The organism is Thermus neutrinimicus (assembly GCF_022760955.1).
Taxonomy (GTDB): Bacteria; Deinococcota; Deinococci; order Deinococcales; family Thermaceae; genus Thermus; species Thermus neutrinimicus.
This window is the reverse complement of the sequence record NZ_JAKTNU010000007.1, coordinates 41,650-57,417: the sequence shown is the minus strand read 5'-3', so window position 1 is coordinate 57,417 and position 15,768 is coordinate 41,650. Positions and strand designations below refer to the sequence as shown.

19 protein-coding genes and 3 tRNA genes are annotated in these 15,768 nt (G+C 66.0%); 11 read left to right on the top strand and 11 right to left on the bottom strand.

Features of this window, described 5'->3' with window-relative positions; all coding sequences use genetic code 11:
• Positions 1-3 precede the first annotated feature (3 nt).
• The 3 genes from L0C59_RS06080 (at position 4) to L0C59_RS06070 (ending at position 2,112) form a co-directional block, all read left to right on the top strand.
• A complete protein-coding gene (locus L0C59_RS06080) occupies positions 4-648 on the top strand; it encodes a class I SAM-dependent methyltransferase (RefSeq protein WP_243090373.1) in 645 nt (214 codons plus the stop codon).
• Positions 639-1,406: a YkoF family thiamine/hydroxymethylpyrimidine-binding protein gene (locus L0C59_RS06075; protein WP_243090372.1), complete on the top strand. Its 768-nt coding sequence runs from the start codon at positions 639-641 to the stop codon at positions 1,404-1,406. Before L0C59_RS06080 ends, L0C59_RS06075 begins: the two co-directional genes overlap by 10 nt.
• Before the next feature lie 124 nt (positions 1,407-1,530).
• Positions 1,531-2,112, top strand: a complete 582-nt coding sequence (locus L0C59_RS06070) for a DJ-1/PfpI family protein (RefSeq protein WP_243090370.1) — start codon at positions 1,531-1,533, stop codon at positions 2,110-2,112.
• 37 nt (positions 2,113-2,149) lie between these two features.
• Here L0C59_RS06070 and L0C59_RS06065 read toward each other — a convergent pair.
• A tRNA-Leu gene (locus L0C59_RS06065) sits at positions 2,150-2,236 on the bottom strand.
• A complete protein-coding gene (lnt, locus tag L0C59_RS06060; protein WP_243090368.1) occupies positions 2,215-3,546 on the bottom strand; it encodes an apolipoprotein N-acyltransferase in 1,332 nt (443 codons plus the stop codon). The genes L0C59_RS06065 and lnt overlap by 22 nt, the downstream gene beginning before the upstream one ends.
• 70 nt (positions 3,547-3,616) lie before the next feature.
• Here lnt and L0C59_RS06055 point away from each other — a divergent pair, with 70 nt between their 5' ends.
• Positions 3,617-4,321, top strand: a complete 705-nt coding sequence (locus L0C59_RS06055; protein ID WP_243090367.1) for a metallophosphoesterase family protein — start codon at positions 3,617-3,619, stop codon at positions 4,319-4,321.
• Here the strand turns inward: L0C59_RS06055 and queG are convergent.
• A complete protein-coding gene (gene queG, locus L0C59_RS06050) occupies positions 4,229-5,377 on the bottom strand; it encodes a tRNA epoxyqueuosine(34) reductase QueG (protein WP_243090365.1) in 1,149 nt (382 codons plus the stop codon). The genes L0C59_RS06055 and queG overlap by 93 nt on opposite strands.
• 31 nt (positions 5,378-5,408) lie before the next feature.
• Between queG and L0C59_RS06045 the strand changes: the two genes are divergently transcribed.
• From L0C59_RS06045 to L0C59_RS06025, 5 genes are all read left to right on the top strand, one after another.
• A complete protein-coding gene (locus L0C59_RS06045; RefSeq protein ID WP_243090364.1) occupies positions 5,409-6,407 on the top strand; it encodes a homoserine dehydrogenase in 999 nt (332 codons plus the stop codon).
• Between the two features lie 38 nt (positions 6,408-6,445).
• Positions 6,446-6,952, top strand: a complete 507-nt coding sequence (locus L0C59_RS06040; RefSeq protein ID WP_243090363.1) for a Uma2 family endonuclease — start codon at positions 6,446-6,448, stop codon at positions 6,950-6,952.
• A 117-nt stretch (positions 6,953-7,069) separates the two neighbouring features.
• Positions 7,070-8,125 carry a threonine synthase gene (gene thrC / locus L0C59_RS06035; protein ID WP_243090361.1) on the top strand — a complete coding sequence of 352 codons (1,056 nt, stop codon included), beginning with the start codon at positions 7,070-7,072 and terminating at the stop codon, positions 8,123-8,125.
• A gap of 12 nt (positions 8,126-8,137) precedes the next feature.
• A complete protein-coding gene (locus tag L0C59_RS06030) occupies positions 8,138-8,452 on the top strand; it encodes a hypothetical protein (RefSeq protein ID WP_243090359.1) in 315 nt (104 codons plus the stop codon).
• Entirely contained in the window at positions 8,452-8,748 is a 297-nt protein-coding gene (locus tag L0C59_RS06025; protein ID WP_243090357.1) for a hypothetical protein, read from the top strand. Before L0C59_RS06030 ends, L0C59_RS06025 begins: the two co-directional genes overlap by 1 nt.
• Here the strand turns inward: L0C59_RS06025 and L0C59_RS06020 are convergent.
• Together L0C59_RS06020 and L0C59_RS06015 are read right to left on the bottom strand one after the other, a co-directional pair.
• The gene (locus L0C59_RS06020) at positions 8,721-9,059 is read right to left on the bottom strand and encodes a hypothetical protein (RefSeq protein ID WP_243090354.1); all 339 of its coding nucleotides are present in this window, start codon (positions 9,057-9,059) and stop codon (positions 8,721-8,723) included. The two genes, L0C59_RS06025 and L0C59_RS06020, sit on opposite strands and share 28 nt — an antisense overlap.
• Complete coding sequence (locus L0C59_RS06015; RefSeq protein ID WP_243090351.1) at positions 9,052-10,485, bottom strand: ATP cone domain-containing protein; 1,434 nt, start codon at positions 10,483-10,485, stop codon at positions 9,052-9,054. Before L0C59_RS06015 ends, L0C59_RS06020 begins: the two co-directional genes overlap by 8 nt.
• A gap of 83 nt (positions 10,486-10,568) precedes the next feature.
• Between L0C59_RS06015 and L0C59_RS06010 the strand changes: the two genes are divergently transcribed.
• Positions 10,569-10,643: transfer RNA gene (locus tag L0C59_RS06010), tRNA-Cys, on the top strand.
• 5 nt (positions 10,644-10,648) lie between these two features.
• A tRNA-Val gene (locus L0C59_RS06005) sits at positions 10,649-10,725 on the top strand.
• 31 nt (positions 10,726-10,756) lie between these two features.
• Here L0C59_RS06005 and ttuA read toward each other — a convergent pair.
• Genes ttuA through L0C59_RS05975 form a run of 6 tightly spaced genes read right to left on the bottom strand, consistent with a single transcriptional unit; the run spans position 10,757 to position 15,732 of the window.
• The gene (gene ttuA / locus L0C59_RS06000; protein ID WP_243090349.1) at positions 10,757-11,722 is read right to left on the bottom strand and encodes a tRNA-5-methyluridine(54) 2-sulfurtransferase; all 966 of its coding nucleotides are present in this window, start codon (positions 11,720-11,722) and stop codon (positions 10,757-10,759) included.
• Complete coding sequence (locus L0C59_RS05995) at positions 11,712-11,933, bottom strand: MoaD/ThiS family protein (RefSeq protein WP_243090348.1); 222 nt, start codon at positions 11,931-11,933, stop codon at positions 11,712-11,714. The genes ttuA and L0C59_RS05995 overlap by 11 nt, the downstream gene beginning before the upstream one ends.
• Before the next feature lie 4 nt (positions 11,934-11,937).
• Complete coding sequence (locus L0C59_RS05990; protein WP_243090347.1) at positions 11,938-13,065, bottom strand: acetoin utilization protein AcuC; 1,128 nt, start codon at positions 13,063-13,065, stop codon at positions 11,938-11,940.
• Positions 13,059-13,685: a CBS and ACT domain-containing protein gene (locus tag L0C59_RS05985; protein WP_243090345.1), complete on the bottom strand. Its 627-nt coding sequence runs from the start codon at positions 13,683-13,685 to the stop codon at positions 13,059-13,061. The genes L0C59_RS05990 and L0C59_RS05985 overlap by 7 nt, the downstream gene beginning before the upstream one ends.
• Before the next feature lie 47 nt (positions 13,686-13,732).
• Positions 13,733-14,716 (bottom strand): ABC transporter ATP-binding protein, encoded by a 984-nt coding sequence (locus L0C59_RS05980; protein WP_243090343.1) that lies wholly within the window; start codon positions 14,714-14,716, stop codon positions 13,733-13,735.
• Positions 14,713-15,732: an ABC transporter ATP-binding protein gene (locus tag L0C59_RS05975; RefSeq protein WP_243090341.1), complete on the bottom strand. Its 1,020-nt coding sequence runs from the start codon at positions 15,730-15,732 to the stop codon at positions 14,713-14,715. The genes L0C59_RS05980 and L0C59_RS05975 overlap by 4 nt, the downstream gene beginning before the upstream one ends.
• Positions 15,733-15,768 lie beyond the last annotated feature (36 nt).

Here is a 15,768-nt window from a genome sequence, read left to right as displayed (position 1 = left end):
AGGATGCGGGAAGATCCCTTTGTGACCCTAGCCGAGGGCTACGAAGCCTGGTACGAAACCCCCTTGGGGGCCTTCGTCATCGCCGAGGAGGAAAGGGCTTTGCAATCGCTCCTTCCCCCCGGGGAAAGCCTCCTGGAGGTGGGAGCGGGAACTGGCTACTGGCTTAGGCGCCTTCCCTATCCCTGGAAGGTGGGGCTGGAACCCTCCGCGGCCATGCTCCGGGTGGGGCGGGAAAGGGTACCGGAGGCCAAGTGGGTGGAAGGCCAGGGGGAAGCCCTTCCCTTTCCCGAGACAAGCTTTGACGTGGTCCTTCTCTTCACCGTGCTAGAGTTCGTAGAGGATGTGGAGAAAACCCTTTCCGAGGCAAGAAGGGTCCTCAAACCTGAGGGGAGGCTTTTGGTGGGGATCCTCGAGGCCCTCTCCCCTTGGGCCGCCCTGTACCGGAGATTGGGGGAACAGGGGGTTCTCCCATGGACCCAAGCCCGTTTCCTCACCCGTGAGGACCTGAAAGACCTCCTGGGCCCACCGGAGGCGGAAGGGGAAGCCGTCTTCCTGGCCCCCGAGGCCCAACCCCCCTTTTTCGAGGCGGATCGGGCAGGCCGGCGGGCGGGTAACCGCGGCGCCCTATACTTGGGGCGATGGCGGTAAAGGTGCTCCTTGCCCTCTACCCCCTTTTGCAAGGGGACTATCGGGCGGTGGAAAAGGCCCTTTTGGCCCTGGAGGGAAGCGGGGTGGACTACCGCACCCACCCCACCCACACGGAGCTTTCCGGGGAGGAGGAGGCCGTTTTCCAGGTCCTTAAGGCCGCCTTTTTAGCCGCCGCGGAAGAGGGAGCCACGGTGATGTGGGCCCTTTTCACCAACGCCTGCGAGGCCCATGATCCCTTCCGCAGGCCCGAGCGCCTCAAGCGGTTTCCCCCCTTGGAAATCGCCCAAAAAGCCCTGGAGGGCCTTGGGGCCCAAAGCGTCCTGGACATCGGCACGGGCACCGGGGTCTTCGCCGAGGCCTTCGCCTCCTTGGGCCTTTTCACCGTGGGGGTGGACCCCAGGTCCGACCGCCTCGAGGTGGCCCGGGCCAAGGTGAAGGAGGCCCACTTCCTGGAAGCCCGCGGGGAAAACCTCCCCTTTCCCAACGGGAGTTTTGACCTGGCCTTTTTTGGCTTAAGCCTCCACCACCTGGACCCCATCCTCGCCCTGAGGGAGGCAGCCCGGGTGGCCAAGCGGGTAGCGGTTTTGGAGTGGCCCTTCCGCCAAGAGGAGGAGGGCCCACCTCTAGCCCATAGGCGTTCCCCCGAGGAGCTGAGCGAGCTCTTTCAAAAAGCCCTGGGTAGCCCGCCCCGGCTGTGGCTAGAACCAGGCTACCTTCTGGCCCTGTGGGAGCAACCCAGGGCAGGCGATGGAGGGTAGTCCCCTCCCTGCCTTGCAAACCCCCTTAAAGATCCTCCCTGGCTTTCTTTTCTTCGGAGCAGAGGACAGGGTTTCAAGGGATGGGGTAGAATGGAAGGTGCCCTAAAGGGCAAAGGGGGAAGGTATGGCGCGGAAAATCCTCTTTTTGGTGGGCGACTACGTGGAGGACTACGAGGTCATGGTGCCCTTTCAGGCCTTGAAGATGCTAGGCTTTGAGGTGCATGCCGTCTGCCCAGGCAAGCGCTCCGGCCAGCGGATCCGCACCGCGGTGCACGACTTCGAGGGGGACCAGACCTACTCGGAAAAGCCCGGCCACAACTTCACCCTCAACTATTCCTTTGACGAGGTGGACCCCGCCCAGTACGACGCCTTGGTGGTCCCAGGTGGGCGGGCTCCAGAGTACATCCGCCGCGAGCCCAGGGTATTGGAGATCGTCCGCCACTTCTTTGAAGCCAACAAACCCGTGGCCGCCATCTGCCATGGCCTCCAGGTGCTCACGGCCGCCGGGGTCATGAAGGGGCGCAGGGCCACCGCGTACCCGGCGGTGGGGCCGGAACTCACCCTGGCCGGAGCCCAGTACGAGGAGGTGCCAGTGGACCAAGCCGTGGTGGACGGGAATCTGGTCACCGCTCCCGCCTGGCCCGCGCATCCCGTCTGGCTGGCCCGGTTTTTGGAGGTCCTGGGGGTGCGGGTAGAGGGGGTGTAGGAAGCCCCAGGGCCAGGCCCCTAGGGCCTGGCCCCTTTGGTGCCGGGGGCGGGACTCGAACCCGCACGTCCTTGCGGACAGCAGATTTTGAGTCTGCCGCGTCTACCGGTTCCGCCACCCCGGCGCGCGCACCCTAAGGATAAGGCCCAAAAGGAAAAGCGTCAACGCCACCCCCACCGCCCAGTCCCCGTAGCGGACGTAAGGCGTACGGCCCTCTTTCAAGCTGTAGGGGGCCAGAAGGTATCCCTCCTGGTGTGGGGGAATCCGCGCCACCAACCGGCCATAGGGGTCAATGCTGGCGGTGATGCCGTCGTTTCCCGCCCTAAGAAGCCAGCGCCCCGTCTCCACCGCCCTAAGCCGCCCCACGGCGAAGTGCTGCCGGCCACCAAAGGAGGGGCCAAACCAGGCATCGTTGGTGAGGAGGACCAACACCCCTGCCCCCTCCCGGACCAAGGCGCGGGCCACGGAGGGAAAGGCGGACTCGTAGCAGATCATGGCCCCATAGGAAGCGATGGGAGCCAGCCGGTTCCCCGGCGTCCGGTCCGCAAGCTCCCCCAGGCCAAAGGAGCGAAAGAAATAGCTGTACACCCCTCCCAAGGCCCCCCGGAAGGGAAAACGTTCCCCAAAGGGCACCAGGCGCACCTTGTCGTAAAGGCCCAGCATCCTCCCGTCTTGGTAAAGGACCGCCCGGTTGGGGCCATAGAGGTTTAGGCCCGTGAGGAGGAACCGGTCCTCTAAAAGGCGGTCCAGGCCACCTGGGATCTGCCAGACCGCCGTCTCTGGCCAAACCACCAGCCGGGCCTCGGGATGCCTTTGCAAGCCTTCCCGCGTGAGGCGGAGGTAGACCTCCTCGTCCAGCTCCCCCTGGACCTTGGACAAGGGGTTGATGTTACCTTGGACCAAAAGGGCTTTTCCTTCCCCCGCCGCCGGAGGTAGAGGCAATAGCCACAAGGCTGCCCAGGGTAGAAGTACCCAGTAGCGGCGCTCCCTAAGGCCCCAGGCCAAAAGCAGGACCAAAAGGGAAAGGAGGTACACCCCGCCCCAGGCGGCCAGCACCCGCCCGGGAGCCTCCACCAGGCTGTAGCCTAGGAAACCCCAGGGGAAGGCCAGATCCCCTTGCTCCGTGAGCCACTCTAGCACCACCCACCCCCCTACCCGGGCGAGGGGCATGGGAGTGAGGGCGAAGAGGAGGCCGAAGGAAAGGGCCTTAAAGAGCACCAGGGGGAGGAAGGGCAAAGCCCCCAGGGGGCCAAAAAGCTGGGTAAAGCTCTGGGGAAGCCAGATGAGGTGGAGGCCCCAAAACCCTAGGCCCATGAGGAAGCCCGTGCGGAAACCCCCTCGAAGGAGAAAGGCTAGGACCAAAGGGGCAAAAAAACCGAAAGGGAAAGGGGGCAGGGTGAGGGCCAGGAGAAGGCCGAGGAGGAAGGGCCGCACCCCTTTAACATAAGGGGTAAGCACAGGTTTTTTCACAGGTCTTTCCCAGGTTGCATGGGAAAATGAGCCCATGCGGCTAGGGGTTCTTTCCGACATCCACGCCAACCTGCCGGCCCTCGAGGCGGCCCTCGAGGCCCTAAGAGAAGAAGGCGTGGACGAGGTTCTGGTGCTGGGGGACCTGGTGGGCTACGGACCCCATCCCAAGCAGGTCATCAGCCGCATCCTCAAGGAGGGGCTTCCCGCCATCGCCGGAGCCTGGGACCTGAGGGTGGCCTACCCCTTGCCGGGCACCCTGCCCGAGGGCGTGGGCAGGGCCACCCTGGAGTGGACCCGGTCCCAGCTTTCGCCACGGGAGCTGGACTACCTCCGCTCCCTTCGCCTTTCCCACCGCAAAACCTACGGGGAAAAACGGCTTGTGGCCTTCCATGGCACCCCCGGCAACCCCGAAAGCCACCTGGACCTCCTGGGCCCAGCGGCCCAGTTTGTGCCGCTTCTGGAACGCTATGGCGCCGCGATCCTCCTCCTGGGGGGGCGGCACCTCCCCCTTTCCCGCCGGGTGGGCACGGGCCTCCTGGCCGATCCCGGGAGTGTGGGCCTAAGCCTGAGCGGGGAACCCGGGGCCGACGCCATGGTCCTGGACACGGAGACCCTCGAGGTCCGCTTCCTCAAGGTGCCCTACGACCTAGGCCCCCTCATCTTTGACCTCAGGGCCTGGGGCCTTCCCCCTGTTCTGGAAAGGGTCTACCGTACCGGGCGCTTCCCCAAGGAGGAGTGAGGCCTCGGCCCGGATCCCTTCATCGGGATCCCTCAGAAACCCCTCGATCCCCAAGCCAGCCCGGTAAAGGGCGTGGAGGGCGGTGCGGCGCACCAAAGGATGGGGGTCCCGGGCCGCCTCCCGCAGAAGCTCCTCCCCCAGGCCCAGGTTACTCAGGACGATGAGGGCATTCCGGGCCATGCGGGCCCTCCCCGGACGAGCGAAGGCCGTGTCCCCGTACTTCCTTTGGAACGCCCTTCCCGAGAGGCGAAGGAACTCGCTCAGGTCCGGGTGGGCCAAGTCCGGCTCCGGCTCAAAGCCCCGCCAGACCCGGCCAAACCGCTCCCAGGGACAGACCTCCTGGCAAAGGTCGCACCCCAAAAGCCACTCCCCCACTCCCGGCCAAAGCCCCGGGGGGATGAAGCCCTTGTGCTCCACGGTGAGGTAGCTCACACACACCCGGGCATCCAGGGTGCCATCCCCCAAAAGGGCCCCCGTGGGGCAGGAGGCCAGGCAACGGGTACAGCGCCCGCAGCGGCCTGGATGGGGGGAAGATACCTCCACCTCCAAGGAGGTGAGCAGAACCCCGATGAAGGCGTGCACCCCAAACCCCTGGGAAAGAAACATGCCGCTTTTCCCAATCCAGCCCATCCCGGTAAGGGCCGCCAGGGTTCGTTCGGGGATGGGCCCGTGGTCCACGTAGCCCTTGGCCTCTACTCCCAGGCCTCGGGCCAGGGCCTCCAGGGCCCTAACCTCCTCCCCCAGAACCAGGTGGTAGTCCCGAACCCAGGCGTAGCGGGCCACCCGGCCCACCCGGACTCCCCCCTTTGGCACCCCGGGGTCGGGGTAGGCGTAGGGGGCAAAGAGGACCAAGGCGCTTCGCGCCCAGGGAAAGCGGTGCGCCAAACGGAACCGAGCCTCCACTCCCCCTTCCAGATAGGCCATCCCCCCGTGCCGTCCCTCGGCCAGGAATCTCCGGAAGCGGCCCTCCACCCCTTCCGGTATGGTCAAGGGCGCCCAGGCGTAAAGGAGCCCCCGCTCCCCAAGGGCTTCTTCCAAAAGCGGGCGGGCCTCCACACCCCCACTTTAGACCGGTATAATCCCCGGCATGGAAGAGGTGAAGATCGCCCTCCTGGGCGGGGGCACCGTGGGAAGCGCCTTCTATGCCCTGGTCCAGGAGCGCCTCGAGGACTTCCAGGCCCTGGGCTTCTCCCCCCGGTTTCTGGGGGTACTGGTGCGGGATAGGACCAAGCCCAGGCCCATCCCCGAAGAACTCCTCCGCACGGAGCCCATGGACCTCCTGCAGGCGGACGTGGTGGTGGAGGCCATGGGCGGGGTGGAGGCTCCCCTCGGCTGGGTGCTCCCCCCTCTGGAAGCCGGCATCCCCCTCATCACCGCCAACAAGGCCCTCTTGGCGGAGGCCTGGGAGGCCTTGCGCCCCTATGCCGAGGAAGGCCTCATCTACCACGAGGCCAGCGTCATGGCCGGCACCCCGGCCCTTTCCTTTTTGGAGACCCTTAGGGGAAGCCGGCTTGTGGAGCTTCACGGGATCCTGAACGGCACCACCCTCTACATCCTGCAGGAAATGGAGAAGGGACGGACCTATGGGGAAGCCCTCCTCGAGGCCCAGCGCCTGGGCTACGCCGAGGCAGACCCCACCCTGGACGTGGAGGGCATAGACGCCGCCCACAAGCTCACCCTTCTGGCCAGGCTCCTGGTAGACCCTGCCTTCCCGTTCCCGGAGGTGAAAACCCGGGGCATTACCCGGCTGACTCCAGAACTTCTCCAAACCGCTCAGGATCAAGGGGAAAAAGTGCGCCTGGTGGCGAGCCTCTACGGGGAAGGCGGGCGCTGGCGGGCGGTGGTGGCCCCCCGGCGCCTGCCCCAGGACCACCCCTTGGCCCGGGCCCAAGGCAACATCCTCTGGGTACGGGCCAGGCCCCTGGGCGAGGCCTTTGTGACGGGACCGGGAGCCGGGGGCGAAGCCACGGCCAGCGGCCTTCTGGCAGACCTCTTCCGCTTCCTATCCGGAAACCTGGGCCACCTCCCCGCCCCGGCCCCAACGCCCGCCACGGAGGAGGGAACCCCCTTCCCCGGGGTAGAATAAGGCCGTGCCCTTCCTGGACCTTCTCCGCCCCGTGAGCGATGAGGAACTGCGCCAGCTCTCAGCGTAAAACCCCGGCTGGCAGTTGGAGCGATGGGAAGACGGTAGGAGGGGAAAGCGGCCACCTGGAAGCCCTCCTTTTGGGCCAGCTCTACCGCTGGAACGGGGAAATGGACCTGGGGTATATCTTCAGCTCGGGCACCGGGTTCCGGTTTCCCCGCGGGGCCGTGCTCTCCCCCGACGCCGCCTTTGTGCTCCGCCACCTTTGGCTGGCCCTCTCCCCGGAAGAGCGGGAAGGCTTTCCCCCCTTGGTCCCCGACGCTGTCTTTGAGATCCGCTCCCGAAGCCAAAGCCTCGAGGAGCTCCAGCAAAAGGCCCAGGCCTACCTGGCCCAGGGGGTGCGCCTGGTGGTGCTTCTGGACCCCTACGCCCACCAGGTGGAGGTCCTCCGTCCCGATAGGGCCGAGAGGTACCAGGACCCGGAGTCAGTCCCCTTGGACCCAAAGCTTCCCGGCTTTGCCCTAAAGGCCCAGGAACTTTTCCTGTAGGGCCATGCCGCCCGGGCTTGGCAGGAGGAAGGGCCTTGCCAGGCTGTGCCCTTGGGCTTCCGTGGGGCATACTGGGAACCCTTGACGCCCTGGCCCCCTAGGGGGAAACATATCCCCATGCGGCTTCCCCTCATGGAACGGTACCGGGCCCACCTTCCCATCTCCCTGAACACGCCCGTGATCTCCCTTCTGGAAGGCTCCACCCCCCTGATCCCCCTAAGGGGCCCTGAGGAGGCCCAAAGGCGGGGCATACGCCTCTACGCCAAGTTCGAGGGCCTAAACCCCACGGGAAGCTTCAAGGACCGGGGCATGACCCTGGCGGTGTCCAAGGCGGTGGAGGAGGGCGCGAGGGCGGTGGCAGCTGCCAGCACGGGAAACACCGCCGCCAGCGCCGCCGCCTACGCCGCCCGGGCAGGGATAAGGGCCATCGTCATCCTGCCCGCGGGCTACGTGGCCCTGGGCAAGGTGGCCCAGAGCCTGGTCCATGGGGCACGGATTATCCAAATCGAAGGCAACTTTGACCAGGCCTTGGCCCTCACCAGGGCCCTCACCGAGGCCTATCCTGTGGCCCTGGTGAACTCCCTGAACCCCTACCGCCTGGAGGGTCAGAAGACCCTGGCCTTTGAGGTGGTGGATGAGCTCGGGGATGCCCCCCACTACCACGCCCTGCCCGTGGGCAACGCCGGCAACATCACCGCCCACTGGATGGGCTACAAGGAATACCACGCCTTGGGCAAGGCGAGCCGCCTCCCCAGGATGCTGGGCTTCCAGGCGGCAGGCGCCGCTCCCTTGGTCCTGGGTCGGCCTGTGGAGAAGCCGGAAACCCTGGCCACCGCCATCCGCATCGGCAATCCGGCCAGCTGGCAAGGGGCCATGAGGGCCAAGGAGGAGTCCGGGGGGCTGATCGAGGCGGTAACCGACGAGGAGATCCTCCTCGCCTACCGCTACTTGGCGGAGAAGGAGGGGATTTTCTGCGAACCTGCCTCCGCCGCCGCCATGGCGGGGGTGTGGAAGCTCCTTAAGGAAGACCGGTTGGAGCCGGGAAGCCAGGTGGTCCTCACCCTCACGGGCCACGGCCTCAAGGACCCGGCCACCGCGGAAAAGGTGGCGGGGCTCTTACCCCCGGTGCCGGCGACCCTCGAGGCGGTGGCCCAGGCCGCGGGGCTCCTGTGATAAGCTTGGGCCATGTCCGAGGCCAAAAGCACCCCCAAAAAGCCCAAGGAACCCTTCCCCGGAGCCTACTACTTGGCGGGGGCCATCACCATCGCCCTTATGCTCTTTTTCATGGTCCTGGGGGCCACCCTTCCCCCGGGGATCGCAGGGTTCTTGGTGGCCTTCGTCCTGGGCCTAACCGTAAACCCTAAGTATGTCCCCTTCTTCCTGGCGGCAGGGATCTTCTCCGCGGCCATGGGCTTTTTGGGGCAGGAGCCCCAGGTGGCCTGGGGCGGCGTGGCCCTGGCCCTTTCCCAGGTTCTGGTCAAGCGCGCCGGCTGGACCTGATGAGCCCTAACCGCCTGTCCCAAAGCCTGGCCCTCCTGGGCGTAGCCGCCTACGCCTACTTTCTCTTCCTACGCCCCAACCAGGAGGGAATGGCCCTGGCCGTGGGCCTCTTCGTGGGCACCATGGGGGTGGCCTACGGGGAGAGGCCTTTCCTCGTGCCCTTTTTCGTGGGCCTTTACCTCCTGCTCTTCCTCCTGCAGCTCCTCTTCGGCCACCCCATCCCCTTCCTGGCGGGAGGCGCTTTGGGGGTGGGCCTTCCCTACCTGGTCTACCGCTTGCGAAAACCCGCCAGGTAGAGGAGGGCTCCAAGGAGCATCCCCTCCCCCAAGGCGGGCAGGTAAGGAAGAAGCTCCCGCACATCCAGGCCCAGGTAGAGGAGGAGGGGCCAAGGGAGAAGGGCCCAGGCCAAGCCCGGTTGGCCAGAGCCCGCCGCCAGGAAGATCCCCGCACCAAGGCCCCTCAGGTAGGCCAGCCACCCCGAACCCAGCTCGTTTTGGTACACGAACCACACCAGGTTGAGCCAAACCCCTAAGGCCCAGAGGGGAAGCCGGTTCTGCCAGCGAAAGGCCAGGAAGAGGAGGAACAAAAACCCCAGGACCTCAAGCACGGGCCACCTCCTGGGAGCCATGGGCCTCCAGGTAGGCCACCAAGACCTCCAAGGCCTTCTCCACCGCCTCATCCAGGTCCTCGCCCGGGATGACGGGAACCCCTTCCTCCTTTGCCCAACGGAGGAGGTGGTCCTGGATAAGGCGGATCTCGGAGAAATGGGTGAGGTACTTCTCCTGCGGCCGGGCATGGGCCGTTTCCCGGTCCCTAAGAAGAAAGCGGTCCCGGTGCAGCCTTTCGTCCTGAAGCACCACCAGCATGGGAACCGTGAGCACCCTGTCCCGGTAGGGATGGTCCAGGTAGCGGGGAACCACATGAACCCCTTCCAGCACGATGGAGGTGCCCTCGAGGGCGCTCCTCACCTGAATGGCCCTAAGGCCCACCGCCACCCGGGCCACCTGGTCCAGAAAGCCCCGCATCACCCGCTCCTCGTGGCTTTCCTCCCCGCTCAGGTCTTGCAAAAGGGCCTTCCAGGCCTCAAAGGTGGAAAGGTGCAGGGTGGGAAGGAGGTCCTGGGAAAGGGAGGCCCGGAACACCTCCCGCACGGCATCGGAGGGGACGATATGGGTGATGCCCAAACGGTAGGCCAGGGCCGAGGCCAGCACGCTCTTCCCCACCCCGGTCACCCCGCCGATGAGGATGTGCACCGGGCGAGCGCTTCGCCTCAGGCTCCTAAGGAGCAGGTACCGCCTGGCCACCTCCTCCCCCGCCTCCTTGAGAAGGGCCTGGTGCACCCTTTCCCGAAGCTCATTCCGCCGGATTACCCTGCGCCCCTCCTGGCGCAGGGCCTTTTCCATCTCCCGGGCCAGCCGGTACGCCCGCTCGGGGGAGAAGCCGATACCCATCAGGGACTGGGCCAGGATACCCTTGGAGAAGGGCATGCGGGGCTCGCCGCTTTCCTCCTCCACGAAAAGCTCCCCAGCGAAGGCCTGGCGCTGGAGATAGCGCCTCCGGGCCCCCTTGCCCAGGGCCCGGCCCACCACCTGGGCCACCACCTCCTCCAGGCGGCGGGCCGAGATCTGCCTCACCCCTTCCCGCCTGAGATGCCCCTCCACCTCCTTGGCCAGGTCATGGGCTTCCCTTAGGGAAAAACCCGCCTCCTCGAGGCTCCTGGCCAAGAGCCCTTTGGAGAAGGGGCGGCGCCTTTTCCCCTCGAGCACCAGGATCTCCTCAAAGGGAAGGGTCTGCCCGGAAAGCCTCTTTGCCACCTCTCCCCCCATGGCCCGGGCCACCTCCTCCAGGAAGACCCTGCGCAGGAGCCTAGGGGACACGGAAAGCTGCCCTTCCGCCTTCAGGCGCTCCTCCACGGTGTGGGCCACGGCCTGGGCGGCCTCGAGGGGCACCCCCAGGGGCAAAAGAGCCTCCACCAAAAGCCCTTTGGAAAGAGGCCACCGGCCTCGCCTTAGGCGCACGAAAACCTCAGCCACTCTCTGGCATCATAGCATCTACCCTTAAGGAAGGGTCTTCCTTGACAGCCTTTTTCCCAGCGTGCTATCCTTACTTACGGCTTGGCGCCGTAGCCAAGTGGTAAGGCAGAGGTCTGCAAAACCTCCATTCGCCGGTTCGAATCCGGCCGGCGCCTCCAGACACGGGCGCGTAGCTCAGGTGGCCAGAGCACTACCTTGACACGGTAGGGGTCGGTGGTTCAAGTCCACTCGCGCCCACCAAGAACCCCCGGGGCCCGCCCCGGGGGCTTTCTTATCCCTGGCGCACCGCCGGCACCACGGGATGGAACTCGGCTTCCTCCGGGAGAAGGCGGCGCTTCTTGGCCCGGCGGTACACGGCATCCCACATGCGGCAGAAGGAGCAGACCGTCCCCGTGGTGGGGTAGCCGCAGCGCTCGCACTCCTGCAACTGCACCTCCTCGGCCGCCTGCAGGCGGGGCTGGATCCTCTCCAAAAATCCTTCCAGGAAACGCAGCTTAGCCCCGGGCATCTCCCGCTCCACGAGGTTCAGGGCCTCCTTGTAAAGGAGGCTCTTGGCTCCCTTGGCGTTGGGGCACTCCTCGTGCAGGTAGCGGATCCCCCTCAGGAGGGTGTAGGAGAGGACCTCCCGCTCGCTAAACCGGAAGAAGGGCTTGACCCGGGCGGCCAGACCCGGCTTTTCGGGAAGGACCGGCCCCTGGCGGACCAAGGCGTCCTCCTGGGGGTTTAGGAGGTTGCCGAAGAGGACCGCCGCCTCGTCGTCCAGGTTGTGGCCGGTGGCCACCACCCTAAAGCCCCCCTCCACCGCCACCTGGTTGATGATGTACCGCTTGGAAAGGCCGCAGGCGGAACAGGCCACGCGCCCCGAAAGCTCGGCCAGCTCCGGCACCCCAAAGCCATAGGCCTGGCGCAGGTCCACCACCCAAAGCTCGAGGCCCCGGTCCTGGGCAAAGCTTCGCGTAACCTCAAGGCTCCTTTCCGAGTAGGCTCCGATCCCCAACTGCAGGTGGAGCCCCACCGCCTCATAACCCAGCCGCCAAAGCACATCCCAAAGGGCCAGGGAGTCCTTGCCCCCGGAAACCGCCACCAAGACCCGCTCCCCCGGCCGGAGCATCCCATGGCGGCGGATGGCGCGCTGGGTCTCCTTCACAAACCACTCCAGGTAATGCTCCTTGCACAGGGAAAAGCCCCTGCCCCGAAGCTCCACCTGGGCCTTCCCACCGCAAACCTTACACACCATGACCGCTTTCCCCCCACCCCCCGGAGATGGCGGAGAGGACCTCGAGGGTCTCCCCTTCCCCCACCCTCTCGTCCAGGGTAAGGAGCTCCTCTCCCCGGATCACCACCACCGTCTCCGGATTCAAGCCCAGCTCCAGGAGGATCTCCCTCAGGGGCCTATCCCCCTTTACCTCCACCTCCTTGCGCTCGGGAAGGCGCAACACCAGCTTCATCCCGCTAGTGTACCAGGTGGGAGCGCAAAAGCTCCATGAGCCTTTCCAGGGTGAGGCGGTTCCGCTTCTCTATCTCCTGCCTTCGGGGAATCTCCGGGTAAGGCGCATGGGGATCGTGGAGGGTAGGGGTTAGGGGTTGGCCAAGCCTCCCCTCCCATTCCCGCAACCACCCCTCCGGCAGGCGCTCGGGAAGGGGAAGGCCATGGAAGACGTGGTAGAGGAGGGCCCAAACCCGCACGGTGGCGTCCAGGCTATACCCACCCCCCAGGGTGAAGAGCACCCTCCCTCCCGCATAGGCCTCGGCGTAGTCCAGGATGAGGGGGAAGATGCGGGCATAAGCCCGAGTGGTCAGGAGAAGGTCGGCCAGGGGATCCAAGAAATGGGCATCGGCCCCCGCCTGCACCACCAGCACATCCGGGCGGAAGGCCCCAAGGGCCCAGGGCACCAGGGCCTCAAAGGCCTCCAGGTAGCTTTCGTCCTCGGTGAAGGGCTCCAGGGGCAGGTTGAGCTTCCTCCCCACCCCCTCTCCCCGCCCGATCTCGTGCACGTGCCCCGTTCCCGGGAAAAGGTAACGCCCCGACTCGTGAAGGCTCAGGGTCAGGACCTCCTCTTCCTCGTAGTGGATCCACTGCACCCCATCCCCGTGGTGGACGTCTATATCCAAGTAGGCCACGCGAAGCCCGGCGCGGGTCAGGTGGCGGATGGCCACGGAAAGGTCGTTGTACACGCAAAAGCCGCTGGAGCGGTCGTACTGGGCGTGATGTAGGCCCCCGCCCAGCTGGAGCACCCGCTTCTCCCCAGCCAGGATCCGCCGGGCTCCCTCCAGGGTACCCCCCACCAGGATCCTCGCCGCCCGGTCCATGCCGGGAAAGACCGGGGTATCCCCGGTGCCCAGGCCATAGTGCTCCAAATCGGGCACCCTCTCCCCCCGGCTTGCCGCCTCCACCCGCCTCACCAAGCGCTCGGAATGCACGGAAAGCACCTCCTCCCGGGTGGCCTCCCTGGGGGCCAAGGGTTCCTTCCACACCCCCAAGGCTTGGAGAAGGGAGGTGAGCATCTCCAGGCGCACGGGGCTGAAGGGGTGGCCCGGTCCAAAGTTGTACAGGCGGTACTCGTCCCGATAGATCACCATGGTTTCTTGGGGGGCCAGAGCACCTCAAACCCCTCTTGGCGTAGCCCCTCCGCAAGAAGGTGGGTCTCCAGGGTATTCACCCGCACCACCGCCCGCACCACCTCCTTGTCCTCGGGGTAGGAAAGCAGGGAGTGGATGTTGATCCCCCGCCCCGCCAGAAACCCCGTGAGCCGGGCAAGCTCCCCCACCCGGTCGGGGAGGCGGACCTCGAGGCGGCCCGAGGGCTCCGTAACCCCGGTGAGCTTAAGGAGTGCGTCCAAAAGGTCAATCCCCGTGACGATCCCCACCAAAGCCCCATCCTCCAGCACGGGCAGGGAACCGATCTTCCTTTCCCGCATCACCCGGGCCGCCTCCTCCACGGGGTCCAGGGGATGAGCGGTGACCACCTCCTGGGTCATCACCTCCGCCACACGGGTGCACCCGGGGCAGGGCCCCCTGGGATTTAGGTGGCTGGTGGCCAGGCGGATATCCCGGTCGGTGATGATCCCCACCAGCCTTCCCTCCTCCATCACCGGCAGGTGGCGGATGCCCCTCTCCAAAAGGAGGCGGTAGGCCTCCTCGAGGGTCACCCCGGGCTCCACCGTCACCACCGGGAAGCGCATCACATCCTGGATCAACATGAAAAAAGTATACCCCGGCGGGATCCGCCGGGGCCTGCGCCCAAAACCTACAGGATGTCGTCCCGGATGCAGGCCTTGTAGTGGCCGGGGGCCACCTCCTTAAGCTCCGGCACCACCTCCGCGCACTCGGGGAGGGCGTAGCGGCAACGGGTGCGGAACACGCATCCGGAAGGCGGATTGATGGGCGAGGGGATATCCCCCTGGAGGACGATCCTCTCCCGCTTCACCGTGGGGTCGGGGATGGGCACCGCCGAGAGCAGAGCCTCGGTGTAGGGGTGCTTGGGATTGCGGTAGAGCTCCCGGGAGGAAGCGATCTCCATCACCTTCCCCAGGTACATCACCGCCACCCGGTCGGAGATGTACTCCACCACCGCCAGGTCATGGGCGATGAAGAGAAGGGTTAGGCCCAACTCCTCCTTAAGGTCCTGGAGGAGGTTCACCACCTGGGCCTGAATGGAGACATCCAAAGCGGAAACCGGCTCATCGGCCACGATGAAGTCCGGGGCCACCGCCAGGGCGCGGGCGATGCCGATCCTCTGCCTCTGGCCACCCGAGAACTCATGGGGGTAGCGGCGCATGTGGTCTGGGGAAAGCCCCACCAGCTTAAGGAGCTCCGCCACCCTCTCCGTGCGCTCCTGGGGCGTCTTGCCGATCCCGTGGATGATGAGGGGCTCGGCGATGATGTCCCCCACGGTCATGCGGGGGTTCAAGGAGCTAAAGGGGTCCTGGAAGATGATCTGCATGCGGCGGCGGTAAGGGCGGAGCTTGTCCTTGGGCAGGTCCGTGATGTCCTGCCCATCGAAGAGGATGCGCCCCCCCGTGGGCTCGATGAGGCGGAGCAGGGTCCGGCCCACCGTGGTCTTGCCGCTTCCCGACTCCCCCACCAGGCCCAGGACCTCACCCTTGCGGATGGCGAAGGAAACCCCATCCACCGCCTTGACGCTTCCCACCACCCGAGAGAGGATCCCGCCGCGGATGGGAAAGTGCTTCTTCAGGTCCCGGATTTCCAGGAGGACGTGGTTGCCGTTCATGCCCGCACCTCCCGGATCTCCCGCCAGCGCACGCACCGCACCTGGCGACCGTCACCCGTGCCCTCCAAGGGAGGCACCTCCCGGTCGCAGAGGCCTTCCACGTAGTGCTTGCACCGGGGGTGGAAGGCGCAACCCGGGGGCAGGTACAAGGGGTTGGGCACATTGCCGGGGATGGCCTCGAGGCGCTCCCTCCGCTCCGCCGCCAGGTCCAGCCGGGGCACGGAGCGCAAAAGCCCCCGGGTGTAGGGGTGCAGGGGCTCCTTGAAAAGAGGTACCACATCCGCCTCCTCCACCGCCCGCCCCGCGTACATCACCACCACCCGGTCCGCCATCTCCGCCACCACCCCCAGGTTGTGGGTGATGAAGAGGATGCTCATGCCGATCTCCTCCTGAAGCTTCTTCATAAGCTCCAGGATCTGGGCCTGGATGGTCACGTCCAAGGCCGTGGTGGGCTCGTCCGCGATGAGGAGGGAAGGATTGCAGGAAAGGGCCATGGCGATCATCACCCGTTGCCGCATCCCCCCGGACATCTGGTGGGGGTAGTTGGCAAGCCGCTTCTTGGGCTCGGGAATCCCCACCAGGTCCAGCATGTGGGCCGCCAGCTCCATGGCCTCCTTACGGCTTTTCCCCTGGTGGAGCATGATGGCCTCGGCGATCTGGTCCCCCACCGTGTACACGGGGTTTAAGGAGGTCATGGGTTCCTGGAAGATCATGGCGATGTCGTTGCCCCGGATCCTCCGCATCTCTACCTCGGAGAGCTTAGTGAGGTCCCTAAGCTCCCCGTCCTTGCCGCGGAAGAGGATCTCCCCCCCCACGATCCTTCCCGGAGGCGTGGGAATGAGCCGCATGATGGAGAGGGCCGTGACGCTCTTCCCGGAGCCCGACTCCCCCACCACCGCCAGGGTTTCCCCTTTGTCCACATGGAAGGAAACCCCGTCCACCGCCTTCACCACCCCGTCATCGGTGAAGAAGTGGACTTTAAGGTCTCTCACCTCCAGTAGCCGCTTTTCGTCCATGCGTACTCCTTTGGGCCCTGCCCTCTAAACACCTCA